The sequence below is a fragment of the Niveispirillum sp. GW835-FHT14G11 genome (assembly GCF_058793615.1).
The window spans coordinates 1-17192 of record NZ_JBXAFZ010000028.1; the positions used below are offsets into that span (position 1 = coordinate 1).

12 protein-coding genes are annotated in these 17192 nt (G+C 63.7%); 8 read left to right on the forward strand and 4 right to left on the reverse strand.

Going from position 1 to position 17192, the window contains the following annotated elements:
- The first annotated feature begins 200 nt into the window (after nucleotides 1-200).
- Genes AC1Q7F_RS30545 through AC1Q7F_RS30555 form a run of 3 tightly spaced genes read left to right on the forward strand, consistent with a single transcriptional unit; the run spans nucleotide 201 to nucleotide 3840 of the window.
- Nucleotides 201-1394: a CDP-glycerol glycerophosphotransferase family protein gene (locus AC1Q7F_RS30545; protein WP_492512324.1), complete on the forward strand. Its 1194-nt coding sequence runs from the start codon at nucleotides 201-203 to the stop codon at nucleotides 1392-1394.
- Nucleotides 1391-2746, forward strand: a complete 1356-nt coding sequence (locus AC1Q7F_RS30550; protein WP_492512325.1) for a lipopolysaccharide biosynthesis protein — start codon at nucleotides 1391-1393, stop codon at nucleotides 2744-2746. The genes AC1Q7F_RS30545 and AC1Q7F_RS30550 overlap by 4 nt, the downstream gene beginning before the upstream one ends.
- Complete coding sequence (locus AC1Q7F_RS30555; protein ID WP_492512326.1) at nucleotides 2743-3840, forward strand: glycosyltransferase family 4 protein; 1098 nt, start codon at nucleotides 2743-2745, stop codon at nucleotides 3838-3840. The genes AC1Q7F_RS30550 and AC1Q7F_RS30555 overlap by 4 nt, the downstream gene beginning before the upstream one ends.
- Here AC1Q7F_RS30555 and AC1Q7F_RS30560 read toward each other — a convergent pair.
- Nucleotides 3809-4702 carry a glucosamine inositolphosphorylceramide transferase family protein gene (locus AC1Q7F_RS30560; protein ID WP_492512327.1) on the reverse strand — a complete coding sequence of 298 codons (894 nt, stop codon included), beginning with the start codon at nucleotides 4700-4702 and terminating at the stop codon, nucleotides 3809-3811. The two genes, AC1Q7F_RS30555 and AC1Q7F_RS30560, sit on opposite strands and share 32 nt — an antisense overlap.
- Before the next feature lie 212 nt (nucleotides 4703-4914).
- On the opposite strand from AC1Q7F_RS30560, the gene AC1Q7F_RS30565 reads away from it, so the two are divergent.
- The 4 genes from AC1Q7F_RS30565 to AC1Q7F_RS30580 all read left to right on the forward strand — a co-directional run bounded on the left by AC1Q7F_RS30565 (nucleotide 4915) and on the right by AC1Q7F_RS30580 (nucleotide 8621).
- Nucleotides 4915-5103: a hypothetical protein gene (locus tag AC1Q7F_RS30565; protein WP_492512328.1), complete on the forward strand. Its 189-nt coding sequence runs from the start codon at nucleotides 4915-4917 to the stop codon at nucleotides 5101-5103.
- Nucleotides 5104-5663: 560 nt separating this feature from the next.
- Nucleotides 5664-6734, forward strand: a complete 1071-nt coding sequence (locus AC1Q7F_RS30570; RefSeq protein WP_492512329.1) for a hypothetical protein — start codon at nucleotides 5664-5666, stop codon at nucleotides 6732-6734.
- 22 nt (nucleotides 6735-6756) lie between these two features.
- Nucleotides 6757-7539, forward strand: coding sequence for a DUF4198 domain-containing protein (locus AC1Q7F_RS30575; RefSeq protein WP_492512330.1), 783 nt, complete (start codon nucleotides 6757-6759; stop codon nucleotides 7537-7539).
- Complete coding sequence (locus AC1Q7F_RS30580) at nucleotides 7536-8621, forward strand: HupE/UreJ family protein (protein WP_492512331.1); 1086 nt, start codon at nucleotides 7536-7538, stop codon at nucleotides 8619-8621. Before AC1Q7F_RS30575 ends, AC1Q7F_RS30580 begins: the two co-directional genes overlap by 4 nt.
- Before the next feature lie 3 nt (nucleotides 8622-8624).
- Here the strand turns inward: AC1Q7F_RS30580 and AC1Q7F_RS30585 are convergent, their stop codons facing one another.
- The 3 genes from AC1Q7F_RS30585 to AC1Q7F_RS30595 form a co-directional block, all read right to left on the reverse strand.
- On the reverse strand, nucleotides 8625-11744 hold the full coding sequence (locus AC1Q7F_RS30585; RefSeq protein ID WP_492512332.1) for a hypothetical protein: 3120 nt from the start codon (nucleotides 11742-11744) through the stop codon (nucleotides 8625-8627).
- Between the two features lie 53 nt (nucleotides 11745-11797).
- The gene (locus AC1Q7F_RS30590; RefSeq protein WP_492512333.1) at nucleotides 11798-13684 is read right to left on the reverse strand and encodes a GMC family oxidoreductase; all 1887 of its coding nucleotides are present in this window, start codon (nucleotides 13682-13684) and stop codon (nucleotides 11798-11800) included.
- 72 nt (nucleotides 13685-13756) lie between these two features.
- Nucleotides 13757-16270, reverse strand: coding sequence for a hypothetical protein (locus tag AC1Q7F_RS30595; protein ID WP_492512334.1), 2514 nt, complete (start codon nucleotides 16268-16270; stop codon nucleotides 13757-13759).
- A 636-nt stretch (nucleotides 16271-16906) separates the two neighbouring features.
- Here AC1Q7F_RS30595 and AC1Q7F_RS30600 point away from each other — a divergent pair.
- Nucleotides 16907-17176 carry a hypothetical protein gene (locus AC1Q7F_RS30600; RefSeq protein ID WP_492512335.1) on the forward strand — a complete coding sequence of 90 codons (270 nt, stop codon included), beginning with the start codon at nucleotides 16907-16909 and terminating at the stop codon, nucleotides 17174-17176.
- Nucleotides 17177-17192 lie beyond the last annotated feature (16 nt).

The following is a 17192-nucleotide window of genomic DNA, read 5'->3' on the forward strand; positions in this document are numbered from 1 at the left end:
GCAAAGGCAATCGCCGAACTCTTGCCATGGAATTGGAAGGCAAAACCCTGAATGGGCCTACGCCGGATGCTTACCCTGGAAATATATGCGCTGCAAGTTTCGCGACAGGCTCGATTGTTAGATTGGCTCTCGATGAACAAGCCATCGTGAACCTTTCTACACAGAACTGTCACAAATCTTGTGGCAGCGGAGATGCGGCCATGCGCGTCGGTTTTCTTTTCAACCATGACCAAATCCATCAGGTCGCACACAGCCTGCCCATCGCCCTGGCCTTGGCCAGAGGCGGCTTTGATGGCGAAATTCTGGTGGCCACGACGAACGAGCGTATCCGCCGCGAGGTGAAGCGCCTGGGCGGTGACGAGATCGGCCGGCGCATCACCCATGTCGATCTTGGCCTGCGCAGGCGATCACAACTTCTGTCAGGCGTTCTGGAAAGCCTGGTGCCGTCCCGTAAACTGCTGGTCTATGGCGATAATCTGGACTTCTTCAGAAGTCTGGATGTGCTCGTCGTCGCGGAGAAGACGTCACTGGTTCTGAAGTCGCTTTACGGGCTGCACAACCTGAAGATCATCCATACGCGCCATGGGGCCGGGGACCGTGCCATCGGCTTCGACAAGGCATCGGCCGGCTTCGACCATGTATTCTGTTCAGGTCCGAAAATCCGGGAGCGGCTGATCGCGGAGGCGGGCCTGCCGGCAGAGAAGATCAGCATGGTGGGCTATCCCAAGTTCGACACGGTGGACCCGTCCGTGACGATCTTCCCGGTGCGGTCGCGGGCACCGGTCGTCCTCTACAATCCCCATTGTTCGACCCACCTTTCCTCCTGGTTCAAGCATGGGCGACAGGTGCTGGATTTCTTCGTCGACAATCCGGACTATCAGTTGATCTTCGCCCCGCACGTGATGCTGTTCGAACGGAAGTTCGTGCTGACCATCGACAAGCTGCGCATCGACCGGCCCGGCCATATCGATGAGCGCTATCTGCGCGCGCCCAACATCCATATCGACCTGGGCAGCCGCGCCTCCACCGATATGAGCTATACGATGATGGCTGACCTGTATCTGGGCGACGTCAGCAGCCAGATTTACGAGTTCCTGTGGCATCCGCGCCCCTGTCTGTTCCTGAACAGCCATGGGACCGACTGGCAGAGCGACCCCAACTACGCCCATTGGCAGGCGGGACCCGTTATCGGGTCGCCGGCAGAATTGGGGCAGGGTCTCAAACATGCCCTGGACAGCCATGAGGACCGGTATCGCGCCACCCAGGTAGCGATGTTCGCACGCAGTTTCGATCTGAGGGACCGGCCCTCGTCGGAGCGCGCGGCGGAGGTCCTGGCCGGTCTTACGGGCCGCACTCTGCAAAGCCCTGCACAGCGGTCCAGTCTTTCAGCATGACCACCCTGCTCACCATCCTGCTGCCCTTCTTCAGATTGGACGTGAGCCAGGCTGTGCACCCGTCCGGCGCGCTGCGCCGTATCTTCAGTGGCCTGGGCATGGTGCTGGGCGGCAAGGCGGGGGCCGGGCTGATCAGCCTGGCCTATCTGGTCGTCGCCACCCGGGCCCTGGGTCCGCATGATTACGGCGTGCTGGTGCTGATCCACACCTACATCACGACGGTCTGCGGCATCGTGGAGTTCCCGTCCTGGCAGGCCATCGTCCGCTATGGCGCAGAGGCACAGCGGGCGCGGGATCGCCACCGCCTGTCGCGGCTGCTGCGGTTCGGGGCACGGGTGGAACTGCTGGGCGGGCTGGCGGCCATCCTGGTTGCCGCGGCGTGCGCGCCGCTGGTCGGGCCCCACCTGGGCTGGCCGGAAACTGCGATCGTGCTGACCCTGCCCTACAGTCTGGCCGTGCTGGGCTCCATCCGCTCCACACCGGCGGGGTACCTGCAGCTGGTGAACCGGTTCGACCTGCTGGGCCTGCATAATCTGGTGGCGCCCTGTGTGCGGCTGGTCGGGGCCGGCATCGCCGCCCTGGCGGGCTGGGGCCTGGAAGGGTTCCTGGCGACCTGGCTGCTGGCGGCCCTGTGCGAATTCGCGGCCCTGTGGGCGCTGGGCCTCTGGCAGGTGCTGCGCCATCTGGGGCCAGACCTGCGCCGGCCCGAAAAGGGTGACGCCGTCGCCGACAATCCCGGCATCTGGCGCTTCCTGATGGCCAGCAATGCCGACGTCACCCTGACGGAGCTGGCCGGACGGGTGGCACCGCTGGTTGTGGGCTGGATGCTGGGGCCCGCCGCCGCCGGCCTGTTCTCTGTTGCCCAGCGCGCCACGGTCCTGATCGCACAGCCGGCGCAGATATTGGGCAACACCGCCTATTCCGAGTTGGCCCGGATGGTGGCCAGCGGCCATGGCGGGCCGGGTCTGCGCCGTACCCTGGGCCGGGTCGTCGCCGTTGCGGTCGGCGCCTGTCTGCCCGTGATCCTGATCGTCTGGCTATTCGCGGACCGGCTTGTCGGGTTGATTGCGGGGCCGGCCTTCGCCGATGCCGCCAGATTGATGGTGGTGCTGGTGATCGCCCGCGCCCTGGCCATGGCCGGCCCACCCTGCACCGCCGCCCTGACGGCGCTGGGCAAGCCCGGCTGGTCCATGGGGGCGAACCTTGTGGTCAGCCTGCTGTTCCTGCCGGCACTGCCACCGTTGCTTCATCTGTTCGGCCTGACGGGTGCCGGCATGCAGGCCGTGGCCCAGTCATTGGCGGCCAGCCTGCTGTTGCTGGTCCTGGCCTGGCGAAGGAGTGGCACACCGTGACCGCGACGCGCATCGCCTATGTCATCAATTCCGTGGAGGGCGGCGGGGCGGCCCTGCCCGTCCCGTCCGTCACGCGGGTCATGCGCGATGCAGGGGCCGAGGTTCGCGTCTTCGCCCTGACCCGCCGTGACGGGCGCGCCCTGCCCCCGATGCAGGAAGCCGGACTGGACCCGCTGGTGCGCGACGGCGGCACCGACGACCATTGGCAGGCGGCCTGCTGGCTGGATGCGCAGGTGCGCGCCTGGGGCGCCACCCATCTCTGGACCTCGCTGACCCGCGCCACCATCCTGGGCCTGCTGGTGGGGCAGCACCTCGGCCTGCCCGTCATCTGCTGGCAGCATGCCGCCTTCCTGAAACCCTGGAACCGGCGGCTGATGCGGCTGCTGCAATCGCGCGCCCAAATCTGGGTGGGGGATTCCGCATCGGTGTCGGCATTGACCCAGGCAAGGCTGGGCGTGGATGCAGACCGGCTGATGACCTGGCCCATCTTCGCCGCGAACCCGCAGCAGCCGGCCGCCGCCGCCTGGCAGCCGGGACAGGTGCTGCATCTGGGCAGTCTGGGCCGGCTGCACCCCGTGAAGGGCTACGACGTCCTGATCGCGGCGCTGATCCGATTGCAGGCCCAGGGCTTTCACCCACCCTACCCCGTCCGCCTGACCCTGGCCGGAGAGGGGGAGGAACGCGCCCGGCTGGAGGCCATGGCACGGCAAGCCGGGATCGTGGAGATTCTGCTGCCGGGATATGTGGAGCGCCCCGGCGACTTTCTGGCGGGGCTGCATCTCTATCTCCAGCCCTCCCGGTCGGAAGGCTTCTGCATCGCCGCGCATGAGGCCATGGCGGCGGGCCTGCCCGTGCTGGCCTCTGCCGTCGGTGAAATCCCGCATTCCATCCGGGAAGGGATCACCGGTCATACCGTGGCACCGGGCGATGCCGATGCGCTGGCCCGCAGATTGGCCTTCCTTCTGTCTGATCCCGCCGGGTTGCAGGCGATGGGGATGGCGGCGCGGCAACGCATATTGGACCGCTTCTCCCCGGACCGGTTCCGGGAGGCGGGGCTTGCCATCATGCGAAGGATCGCCCCAGGGTCCGTTTGACATCCAGCCACAGGCCCGCCAGGGACCGGTCGACATATTTCACATCAATCAGGGTGACACCGCCGCCGGTACTCAGCGTGTGCATGCCCTCACGATAGATACCGGCGGATGCCGGCAGCCCCAGCGCCTCCCCGGCACTGGCGGTGAACCCCGTCTCGTCCAGCCGGTCGATCCAGAGCGGCCGGATGGCCCCGCCATAGGTGCGGGTACAGTCCTGAACCGGCAGCATGATCCGCCCGCCCATGACAAGGGCGGTACCGCCGGGGCGGGCAGAGGTGGGGTCGATCCGCACGGGATTGCCCGGATGCGGATGCCAGGGCCCCGTCAGCCGTTCCGCCCAGGCGACATGCAGATGGCCCAGCTTGGTCGCCTTGCTGTCAGCAGGGGAATAGAACAGCCACCAGCGCCCGTCATGCCAGAGCGGGGTGGCATCCACGGGCACGCAATCAAGCCTGATTTCCGCCTCACGCCCCCAATCCGCCGGCCCCTCCCCCATGCGGTAAAGATGCAGACCGCCGGACCGGTACGCCTCCGGCAGCATCCAGGTGGCCCCGTCGGCGTCGAAGACCTGCGGATAGGAGAGGTGCCACTCCTCCCGCAGGCAGGGGCGACGGTCGGCCACCCGAAACCCCTCATCCAGGGTCAGCAGGTCGATGGTCCCGTGCCGCGTGGCATAATCATAGCGTTCCGCGAAGATATGCAGATGGTCCCGGCCCCGCCAGGGAAAGGGATCGGCCAGAAAGCCGAAGCGCGGTTCCTCCGGCAGCCAGTGCACCGGCGCGTGCGACAACCCGCCGGCCAGCACCTCCCCGACCGGTAGCGGCAGCAGCCCGCACCGCCAGATGTCCTTGCGCCTCGGCATGTTGCCCCTTGCCCCGCCCCTATTGGATGACCGGATAATGCCGACGGGCCAGCGCCGGTCAAGCCCCGCCCTCCGGTTTACCCTGACAGCCACAACACCCAATGTTCCAGCACCTCGTTCACGAGCGTCTGGCGCCCGCGACCTACGCCCAAATTCGCTCTCTTCTCTTACCAATATGTTACCTGCAGGGTGTGGGGCAGGTTGGCTCCAGAATGACGAAAGGGGACGGCAGCGCGGATCAGGTCGGCGAAGTTTTTTTGCGCTCCCAGGGCGTCGGCATCCTGGCGCGGGTGCTGTGGTCGGACGGACAGGCACCGGAAGCACAGCCGACGCAGCATTCCAGCGGCGCCACGCCATGGTACCAGCGGAAGAAGCGGGTAAAGGGGCTGGATTGCGAATAGCCCAACACCGCCGCATCTGCGCCACCGGCATGCCGGTCTGGCACCGATATTTCGCAGCCAGGTCGGCCCGCACCCCGTCACGGATCGCTTCGAAGCGCGTTTCCCGCTCCACCAGCTGGCGCTGCAATGACCGGGTCGACAGGCCCAGCACCCGCGCCGCCTGCACGCCGGTTGCCAGCTGTCTTCATCATGGCGTCGGACAGCATATCCGGCGGACAACAGCCGGCGGCATCAACGTCAGATCAAGCGTGGCTGTCCTTGGTTGATAATGGCGGCGTGGTTTTTCGCCCCCTTCCATGTCGTGACCCTCTTCTGCCTGCGTGAGCGTTCGCCTGCATCTCCCGGCCCATGCGGACAATCCCTCTTCATTTATCTCCATACGGATGGTAGCGTGCGAACGAACCAGAAGTCATATGATCTTTATTCCGAATGGGGGAAATATGCGCACGACAGCTCACCATGGACGAATAGGGATCATATCGCTTGCATCCAACCGACTCTGGCGCGGCATGGCGGCTCTTGCCATCACGGCCATGCTGGCCTTTGGGGTGACGAGGGCAATGGCGTCAGACCATGCCGACCCCACCAATCTGATGGGACCTGAGACGAATATCACCGATCTGTTCTTCTTCCCGAAGGATGATCGGTTGATATTGATCTTCAACGTTCGCCGGGCCTTGACCAATCCGCCGCCCTACAATCTGGCGCCCTACACCTATGACGTGAATATCGACCTGACGACGGCGGTGAGCTTTGACGACGCATCCGACAAGGCGCGGTATGGCGGCACCGTGGTCGAACCGGCCAAGCTGCATGCCGATGCGATGGTGCGCATCCGTCTGAACGATGATACCAGCCTGAAATCCATCGAATATACCGGCCTGAAGGACACCGATCAGATCCAGACCTCCTTCGGTGTGCGCGACGATCCGTTCAATTTCCCGCGCTTCTACAAGCGCAATGCCATCACCATGGTCATGAGCCTGCCGCGCAGCGCCTTTCCGGAGGGCCAGCAGAATTTCATCCTGTGGGGCACCACCGCGCGCGACGGCATGCAGATCGACCATGTCGGCCGGTCCATCCGCACGCAGCTGCCCCGCTTCGGCTTCCTGAACACCCTGCCGCCCAGCCAGCATGTGCCGGCCCTGATGGAGCAGTCGAAAAAGACAAATGATATCTACAACTTCTTGAAGGGCAACAAGGAATGGTGGTCCGGCGCCATCGCGGAACTGATGGAGACGACCTTCCTGATCCGCAAATATGACATTCAGCCCGACGTGATGATCTATAGTGAGAAATTCCCCGTCGGCTATCCCAACGGTCGCCTGCTGACCGATGATGTCGTCGCCCAGACCTGCGCCTTCGGTGACTGCCTGCTGCAGGATATCTCCTTCATCGAGGGGGATTTTCCGCGGTCCACGGTCAATGACAAGCCCTTCCTGGACACGTTCCCCTATCTGGCCGAACCCTGGCCGTCCAAGGCGGAACCGCCGGGGCCGCAGCGGTCGCTGACCCCCTATCTGATCGCCTTCTCCATTCTGTTCATTCTGTTGTCCTGGGCCTTGATGCAGTTGCTGCGCTGGCTCTGGGGCTTCATCTGGGATCGGTTGCGGCGGCGATATTATGCCTGACCGGCCTGTCGGACGAATACTGGTGGTCCTGCTGACGATGTTGCTGGTCGGCAGGACCGCGGCCCATGATTTCTGGATCGAACCGACCCGCTTTCTCCCCACCCAGGGCGCGGCGGTAGGGATCGGCTTGCGGGTGGGGGAAGAATTTGTGGGCGATGCCGTGCCCCGCCGGTCCAACGGCATTGCGCAATTCACGCTCTATCCCGGCGGTGGCGGACCGCCGACCCCCATCACCGGTACCGACGGAATGTCGCCTGCCGGCTTTGTCCTGGGCGACGGGCGGCATACTGCCCTGATCGCCTATGCCGGCGGCGGCGGCCAGGTGGAGATGCCAGCCGATCGGTTCACCGCCTATCTGCGCCAGCACGGGCTGGAGAGCATTATCGCCGAGCGGGAACGGCGTGGGGAGAGCGGGGAGAAGGGGCGGGAGGCGTTCCACCGCCATGCCAAGGCCCTGCTGACCGGCGATGACGCCGATCCCGTGGCCACGCAATCCGCCGGACTGTTGCTGGAGATCGTGCCCATGACCGATCCCACCCGGCCGGGGGCGGGTCCGTTCACGGCGCAGGTGCTGTGGCAGGAGGCACCCTTGCCGGGATTGCTGGTGCAGGCGCGCAACCGCGCCGATCCAGGTCGCGTCCTGTCGGTGCGCAGTGACGATCAGGGGCAGATTACCCTGCCCCTGGATCGCGGCGGCGTCTGGCTGATCATGGGTGTCTGGATGGTGCGGGGTGGCTGGTTCGATGCCCAGGATTGGCACAGCCATTGGACATCCCTGACCTTTCTGCGACCGGAGTCTAAATGATCCGCTTCCTCATTGCACTTCTGGGCCTGTCCCTGCTGTCGATCCTGGTCTTCTGGGCCCCGCCGGTATCGGCGCATGAGATCGGCGATACCCAGATCACCTTTGAGACCGCGCAGGACAGCTGGGTGGCGCGTATCGTCACCGCACCGACGCCCCTGATCAATCGGCTGGAACTGGCCGCGGGCCAGCCACCGACACAAGAGCTGACCCCGGCCATGGCGTCGCAACGGCTGGCCATGCTGGCCGGCGGGCTGCCGGGGCATTTGACGGTGGCCTTTGATGGGGTGCCGGTGCCGGCGACCCTGGGGGTCGAACAGGTGCGGATGACGGATGACCCGTCGCTTCCCTCCTTCGTCGTCCTGCTGGCCACCGGGCCTTTGCCGACGGGGGCCAGCGCGCTGACCTGGCGCTTCGATCTGGTGAAAAGCCAGCATGCGCTGCTGCTGGATGGCCGTATCCACTGGATCGAGGGGGATCAGCAAAGCCCGCCGCTGCCGCTCCATCCCGGCCCGCCGCCGACGGTCTGGCAAATCGCCGGACAATATCTGCATCTGGGCTTCATCCATATCGTGCCCCATGGGCCGGACCATGTGCTGTTCGTCCTGGGTCTGCTGCTGCTGACGACCCGCATCCGCCCGCTGCTGATCCAGGTGACGTCCTTCACTCTGGCCCATTGCCTTACCCTGGGCCTGGCGCTGCATGGGGTCATCGCCCTGTCCCCGACCATTGTCGAGCCGCTGATCGCCCTGTCCATCGCTTATGTCGCGGTGGAAAACATGGTCGCCCGCACTCTCACCCCGTGGCGCCCGGTGCTGGTCTTCGCCTTCGGCCTTCTGCACGGGCTGGGCTTTGCCGGTGTGCTGACGGAACTGGGCCTTCCCGACCAGAATCTGGGCGTGGCCCTGGTCGCCTTCAATATCGGGATCGAGGGCGGGCAGCTTGCCGTCATTGCCCTGGCTTATGGGCTGGTCCTGCATTGGTGCAAGGACCGGCCCTGGTATCGAAGCCGGGTGATCCGTCCCACCTGCGCCATTATCGCCCTGACCGGGCTCTACTGGACGGTGGAACGGATCATCGGGTGACGGTCACACGGTATTCTCCATATCCGGTCCCTCATATTTCCGCGCCAGCCATTCCCACAGGTCCATGTCGCTCGGCCATTCTGCCAGGATCTGATCGGTGATTTCCTGGCCCAGCGACCGGTAGCTCTCGAACAGGGTTTCATCGAACCATTGGTTGGCCGTGCTGTCATGGGGGAAGGCGGGGTTGCTGTTGGCATAGGCCACGATCCCGGCCCCTTCCGTCCCGTGATAGCTGGGCTTGATATAGAGGATATAGCCCTTGCCGCTGTTGGCACCGTCGGCATCGTCATAATTGATGCGGCCTACGGTGCAATAGGGGCCGGGCCGTGGCGGCTCGCCGGCGGCAATGCGGGCGCGCAGCGTGTCCATATGCGGAAACTCGATGGTCACGCCCAGATCGATGCTGATCTTGCGCACGGCATTGCCCAGATCCTCGAACTTGAAATCCGGGTCGCAGCCGGCATCCGACAGGACGACGGCCCGGCAACGCCGCCGCACCATTTCATAAAGGCCCAGATTCTCGAAATGGCCGCCATCGGAGAGGTTGATATAGGGATGGTCGGCATTGGTCAGCCCGAACGCCTCTGCCAGCCACAGTCCCGCCGACCGGTTCGGGCCCGACAGCCCGTAGGTCTTACTGCCCGCCTCGGCCGTATTGCCCAGCCACCAGCCCAGCCGCACATTGAACAGGGCGAACAGCAAGGTGATGGAGGGTGAGGAATTATAGCCCATGTTGGGGTTCGCGGCGGCACCGGAAATGGCCATGGCCGTCCCTAGCGAGATGCCGTCCGCGCCCCCATAGTCCCGGCTGGACCGGTAGGCACCGGCATAGCGCAGGGGCCGTCCGGGCCGGTTGCTCTGCGGTCGCAGATCGGCCGCCCCGCTGAACAGGGGAGAGACGACAAAGGACATGGCCTTGCGCTGCTGCCAGGCCTTGTTGCGTGTGGCAACCAGATTCAAGGTGCAGTTCACGATGTGATAGAGGGCTGATCCGTTGCCCTGTTCCGGCAATAGCCGGTGCATCTTGATATTGTCCTTGGTGTCGAAACCGGTGAAACCGTTGGGGGACCGGTTATGGTGACTGGCCCCCAGATAGGCCCGGATCAAACGGTTGCGGTACAGGTCATGCAGGGAGAAACGGTTGATATTGACCAGCCGGGACAAGATCAGCATCAGCAGGGCTGCCACCGCCAGGGCCACGACCAGCGTCAGGATCGGCCATGTCGTGGGCACGCCATCGCCCCACGGGCAGGTCAGCAACTCGCATCCGCCCGTGTTCACCGCCGGTGCCGTGCCATTGAAGATCAGGTCATGCAGGGCAAGCTGCGTGGCGTCGGGCCGGGCAATGTCGGCGAACAGGATATCCAGCAGCGATCCGCCCAGCACCAGCGCGTCGATGGCAAAAGACAGCAAAAGCAGCAGGGCCGTGAAGAAGATGAACCCGCCGGCCTTGGTCAGCACATCGCGCCAGGACAGGCCTTTGCCGGTCGGCTTGGCCTTGGTCTTCGCCCCCGACCCGAGAATGGCCGCCGTCAATCCGCCGGCACCGCCGGCACCGGCGATAAGCGCCTGATACATCGATTCGCCGGAGGTATAGGCAAGGTCGGTCAGCCGTGACCCCAGCAGGCCCAGCACCGATATAGCCAGCCACAGCACGATCAAAGCCGCGAACCAGCCCGCCGACCGGGCCAGCCATTCTCGTTGCATGTCGGAACCGGTCTCGTAATTGGTCAGCAGGACGAAGATCGATTCCGATGTCAGATGCGCGACGATGATCCATACCGGGGCCAGCAGCGCCAGCACCAGCATCCGCGCCGGCTGATAGCCGATACAGTCCGCGATCAGCAGCCCGGCATAGAGGATGAGCCCGTGCGTCAAGCCGGCCCCAAAGATCCAGGCCAAGGCGCGCCAGGCGCGGCGGGCCTGGAAACTCATGCTCAGTTCCGGTGCGGGCTTCGCCCGCAACACGCTGATGATGAAGGCCCAGAAGCCGACCACCTTGCCGCTGTTCTCGATATCCTGCGGCTTTTCACCGAACCTTTGCAGCCAGCCGAGAAAGCCGCTGATGGCAAAGGTGCCGAGCGATGCCGGAATGATGCCGGCCGGCGGAAATTCCGCGAGTTCCCAGCCATAAGAATAGATGACGCACAGCGACACCAGCAGGCCGCCCACGATCGCCACAAACAAATCCATGCGCAGAAAAGTTCCCTGTCCGCGCCGCTGCTCGCGTGAGGCGTAATTCAACAGCGTGTATCGCTGCGCCAGCACGATCAGCCCCAGACCAATCAGGCTGACAATGGTGGCGCTGTTGCCAAGCGACAGCAGCAGCGCCACGGCCGGGGACGACAGCAAGGTGAGCAGGAGCTTCAGCCCCAGCAAGCCGATGGACAGGATGGAAATGATCAGCAGCCAGTTGATGAACAGGTTGCGGACCAGCAAGGCGCCGGCCGCCCAGAAATCGGCGGATGCAAGCCCGGTCTTCGGCGTCAGATAATTGCTGTTCTGGCGCAGTTCCTCGATCTGCGGCGGCTCCACCTCCGGGCCCAGGGGCCGGCTGCGCAGGTTCTCCACCACCGCGGGCAGCGAGAACCGGTGCAGCCAGGCGGACAGCCAGCTGCCGATATAGCCGCCACCGGACACCGTGGACAGATAATCCATGCCGGCCAGCGCAGAATCCTCCGGTGGCGGCAGCGTGTTCGCCTTGCGGGGGTGGGCCGCCAGCGACTGGACTACGCCCAGGGCGAAGGTGGCGGAGCGGATGCCACCGCCGGAAATGCACAGCGCCTTGCGATGCAGTTGGTAAAGGGCCGTGTTCAGGGCACGGTCACGCTCGCGATCGGCCTCATGCAGGGCGACATGCGCCTCCTGTTGTGCGGCCTCCTTCTCGCGCTCCTCAGGCGGCTCCCCCAGGATAAAATGGCGGGCCAGCGTACGTTTCAAGCGCGCCAGAAATGTCTCGTCCTGCGACTTGGCGTCCTGAAGATTCTCCGCGGCTGCGCGTGCGTCGCTTTGCGTGCCGGACAGGTCCAGACTGTGGCCCCGCATGACCCGCACTTCCTCCAGCAGGATATCGGCCGTGTCGAAAATCCGCTGCGGGTCCGTGCCTTCAACCGCAATCGTCATGATATGCCCCCTATCGGCTGTCAACCCATCTCCCGTTCAGGTCCCGGATCGGATCAGGCCGTGCGGTTGCGGTCGGCCAGAATCACATCGGCGGCCTTTTCGCCCACCATGTAGACGGCGGAGACGATGAAGAAGCCGGGAATGCGCGGGAAGATGCTGGCATCCACCACGCGCAGGCCTTTGGTGCCATGCACCCTGAAATCGCTGGACAGCACCCCGAACTTGTCCTTCGGCCCGATGGGGCAGGTGCAGGAGGCGTGATGGCCCCAGGCATTGTCGCGCACGAACTGCTTCAGCTCCTCGTCGGTCTGCACCCCCTCGCCGGGCAGGTGCTCCTTGACGATCAGGCCCTGTTTCTTCAACGGCGCCGTCATGGTCCGCACGAACTTGATGCCGGCTACGACGGAGTTCAGGTCGGCACCATTCTCGTCATTCCCTTCCTCGAAATAATGGAAGTCGATCTGCGGCGGGTCGCGCGGATCGGCCGACCGCAGGGTGACGCGGCCGGCCGTATTGACCGTATGCGCCTTCAGGATGGCCCAGGTCAGGACGTTGAGATGTTCGGGGAACAGCCGGGAATAACCGGGGAAATAGCCCTTGAAATAGCCCAGAAGACCAAAGCAGAAGAGATCCGGCAATGGCCGTTCCTGGAAGGAACGTTTGATCACCGCCAGGACCGCACCGTTGGTGGTGTAGACGCCGGTGCGGCGCTCCTTCCATTGCTTGTATTGCGGATCGCCGGGGGCGAATTTAGCACCTTCCAGCACCTCCCATTGCTTGTTCATTTCATTGACGACACCCACCTCGTACCGGTCCTGCATGTTGCGGCCGACACCGGGCAGATCGACGCGCACGGGAATGCCGTGGCGTTCCAGTTCATCGCGCGGGCCGATGCCCGACAGCATCAGCATCTGCGGCGTGTTGAAGGCCCCGCCCGACAGGATCACCTCCCGCGTGCAGCGGATTTCGCGGCGCGGCGCATCCTCGGGCGCGGGTTCCCAGGCCGCACGGTACAGCCGTTCACCCTGCATCACCTCCACACCGATGGCGCGGTTGCTGTCATCGAACAGCACGCGGGTGACCAGCGTGTTCATCATCAAGGTCAGCCGGTCGGGATGTTTGGCCATCACCTCCAGCACGCGTTCGCGGGCCCCCAGGCGCTGATGGTTCTGATTGGACAGAGGCGGGTAGCGCAAGCCGGTGGCATTGCCCTCCACCAGGCGCCAGTCATTGGGGTCGCCCTGGCTTTCCAGCAGCCAGTCCAGCCCTTGCTCCTTGTGCGGCTGGGCCTTGATGGCCTTGGCCGCGGACTCGATGATGGTGGTGACCAGTTCCTTGTCGCCCAGGGCCTGCAGCGGAATGGCCTTCTGTGTGGACAGCCAGCCGGCCCAGCCATGCTTGGTGGGATTGAAGCCCAGCTTGGCCAGCCAGCGATAGAGGAAGAACCGGTAATGGCAATTTTCCATGCGCTGGAAAATCTTGCGCATGTTCTGGTGGTTCCAACTGTCGTCGCCCGTCAGTTCGGCGATATTGTCCCAGTCGGCATTATGCGGATAGACAAAGATCTGGGCGTTATGGGCGGTACAGCCCCCCAAGGTGCCGGCGCGTGGGTATAAGACGCCATTCTCCGACGGGGTGAATTTCGGGTCCCGTTCCTGCTGCGCATTATTGTTGTAATGGCGGACGAAAAAATCCCAGCGCATGGCCGTGTTCTCCGATGCGAACGGATGGAACACGGGTACATCATAATCTTCCGGCAACCGGTTCTGGTCAGGATAGGCCGGATCGCTGCCTTTCAGGGTGCGCGGGTCCCCGCCCGCCTCGATCAACAGAACCTTCGCCCCGCTTTCGGCCAGACGGGCGGCCAGCGTGCCACCACCGGCGCCAGAGCCCACCACGATATACTCATAGGATGCGTTGCCAACGGCGCTGACGCTCATGACCCAATCCCCCGCTTGGACAATGGCCCAAAAAAATCAGGGCGGGGGATGTCTCCCCCGCCCCAGGTTTGATCAGAAGGTCTTCAGGAAGGCGATCAGCGCTTCCTTGTCGGTATCCGACAGGGCCGCCGGACCCGATATGCCGCCAACAGTCGGCACACGGCCCGTGCCGAAATAGTGGCCGCGGTTCACCTCGAAATCACGGCATTTGCTGAGTTCCAGCAAGGGCGCCTTCAGGTTTTGGAAGACCCTGATGGCGTTCTCGTCCGTGTCATCCGCCGCCAGTGCCTTCAGGTCCTTCTTGATCTTCAAGACCACCTCGGCAAGCTTGGCGTCATGCTTCAGCCGGTCGCCCAGGCTGGCATCGTCCAGGCGCAGTTCCAGATTGGACAGAATATTGACCGGCGTCCCCTTGGGGATCACCCCGATCTCCAGCCCGCCCTCCCCGAACAGCCAGGGGAACCAGCGGTGCAGCCAGCCGACATGGGACTGAAGCACCTCCGGCAGATATCCGGTGGGGATTTCCAGATAGGAGGGAACGGTGGTGCGATAAATCTCACCAACCCCGTTGCCGCCAAGCAGGCTGTCCTTCTTGCGCAGATCCGGCCACAGCATCTGGCGGATAGAGGCGTCGAACGTCGCCACGCGCCAGGAAACGGACGGGTTCGGGCTGTATTCGGGGAAGTCCGGCCCCACCGTATTGTTCAGCAGATAGGGTGCGGTGGACCAGAGACTGGCCAGGTTCGCCGGGCGCGTATAGCCACGGCCGCCGGCGGGCAGGGTGATCGTCGTCACTTCCCCGGTGAACGGGTCCCTGACCGGAAGTTCGCCAACCGACGGCAGATCCTTGTAGCTGTCGGAGGTGAAATTATCCCAGATATTGTTGCGGATACCATTGGTCGCCAGCGGCGAACAGGCATTGGTCTGCAGCAGCGTCACGGGGATACGCATTTCCGTGGACAGATAATTGCCGTCCAGGAAATCGTCCCGCAGCGCCAGTTCCTTCATGGCCGCCTTATATTCCGGCGTCTGGACATAGGCCCAGTAGGTATAGAAGCGCTTCAGATAGTCCGGTCCGGCACTGTCACGCGGATCGACATTTGCCGGCAATTTCGGCTGTTTGGCGGAATGGCAGGCGGCACAATTCTCGGCAAACACCTCCTTGCCCCGCTTCAGGGTGGTGGCATCATCGGCGAGATAGGTGGCCCCTTCCGGCGTATCGGCCAGCTTGTGCGGCTTGCCGATACCGGGGTTCAGGAAGAACTGCGCCACGAACGGCGTCTGCGCCTCGGTCGCCTGCCAGTAGGTGGAATTCTTGCGGCCATCGGCGATCGTGATGGGTGACACATCCTTGCCGCCAACCAGCGGATTGAAATGTAGCAACCATTCCTCGCTGAACAGGCCGATATTGATATAGACGCGGTTCAATGCGCCCAGCACGCCCACGCTGTCGGCACCATCCTTCAGGACGTGGGGCGTCCACACCGTGTCCGGCGCCTTGAAGGTCTTGTCATAGGCTTCATAGCCGGGGAAATCCTTGAACTGCTTGTTGTTCAGTCCGCCGCCGGCCAGTTTCTCGCGACCCAGCCACAGGCCCAGCTCCACACGCTCCTTGGTCTGGTAGACCGCATTCATGGTGCGCGGATTGTTGATATAGTCGGTGGAAACCAGCGACGTATCCAGGGTTCCTGGCTTGGCCGTGTGGACCAGCTGGAAGATGAAATTCTTCTGGTTGGCATCCCAGGAGAAGATGCGATCAATCCAGAAGAACTGCGCCCCCACGAGCGAGGACAGGTTCTCCCATTTCGGGTTCTCAGGATCGGCCGGCGAGTTGGTGGGATCGGGGCCGACATGGCAGAAGCCGCAGCCCATGCCCACACGATAGGGTCGGACCAGATCCTTGCGGTTATAGTAGGTGGGATCGTTATAATACCGTTCCGGATCCCATTCCTTGCGCGCCTTCTCATCGAAGGCGGGATTGGGGAACAGGCGCAGGCCGACGATGCCGGTGGGTTCGCCATAATAGGAACCGACGGGCAGCCGTTCACCCGTGGCCGGGTCGATCACCTGGCCCCGCGCACCGATCTCCACCCCCTTGTACTTCTCGGCATTGGCAAACGGATCGGCGGGACACCCGGGGTCACGCTGGTCCAGCCACAGGCCGAAACGCTTGGGATCGGGGCCGGTGGGCTTGGTGAAGCAGGGCTCGTTGACCAGACCCAGATAGCCCCAGCGATTGTCACGGCTGGCCTTCAGGCCCGGCGCGCTGGAGATGGTCTTCAGCAGGTCGAAGCTGCCGAACGAACTGACGGTCAGGATGTCCCAAAGCCGATCATTGCCGGCTGTCCAGACAATCCAGTTGTTGCGTCCCTTCACCTCATCGACGGTCAACTGGTTCCCCTTCCAGCCGCCATCCATGTCCTTGAAGTAATCCTCGTCGGCCGCCGGGAAGGAGGCTTCCGTGCGCCCCACCTTCATGGCTTCGTCAAGGACCTCCCCCGGCTTGGGTTCTTTCTTGCCGCATCCCCCGGTTACCACCAGGGCGAGCGAGAGCGCGGCCCCCCAAAGCAATTTTCGCAACATCATCCCCCACCTCCACACCGCATGACGAGAAGAGCGTTGGGTCAATCATGGGCCAAACACGCATGATGGCAATAGTCTATTTTCTCGTTTTTGTCGTTTTTATAGCATAACAATCGTCTATCTGAATTTTTAGGCATATGATCCTCGTCGTGATATCGGAGGATAAACTGGCCCCTGTTCGGCCGGACAGTCAGGCGGTGGCGGCAGGCACTTATGAACGCGCGGAGCGAGCGCATTTTGAGGCCGGAATGCGGGTGGTTATTGTTGTATTCATCGATCCATTGCGGAACCACGGGCCCTCGACCCCGCCTTTCTGCCGCAAGTCAACAGGGCCAAACCCGACACCATCATCGTGCCGGCACGGAAGGATGGTTTCGAGAAGGTGTTCTTGGGCGAGGCTGGCCGAATATCCCAACCAGATCCTGGTGGCCGAATACCAGCATGAGGCGGCGGCGGCGCTGTTCCTGCTGTTGAGCCGGAGCCATGGGGTGGCACGGATCTATTCGCTGGCCGTGGAACCTGCCGCCCGCCGGCTGGGCAAGCACTGCCTGCGCCTGGAGGTCAGGGAGGACAATGCGGCCGCCATCGCGCTCTATATGACGGAGGGCTTCCGCCTGATCGGGCGGCGGGATGATCCGGTTGAGCCGCCAGTCATGTCGTTCCCTGTGCGTCCTGGCCGTCAAGCTGGGCACCTTGGCGGGCTATCTGTTCATGATGACCGGGCTGATGCGCTGGTCGGCTGGCCAGGCGATGATGGCGATCCAGTGCGTCTGCGCCGCCTGTGCGCTCGCCGCCGTCATCATCGCCATCCGGCGCCGGGAACAACTGCTGGGCGTCGGCTTCAACCATTGGGGCGAGGCGATGGTCTTCTGCTTGTTCAGTCTTCTTGCCGCGGTGTCAGGATCATGACTTCGATGCGATGAAG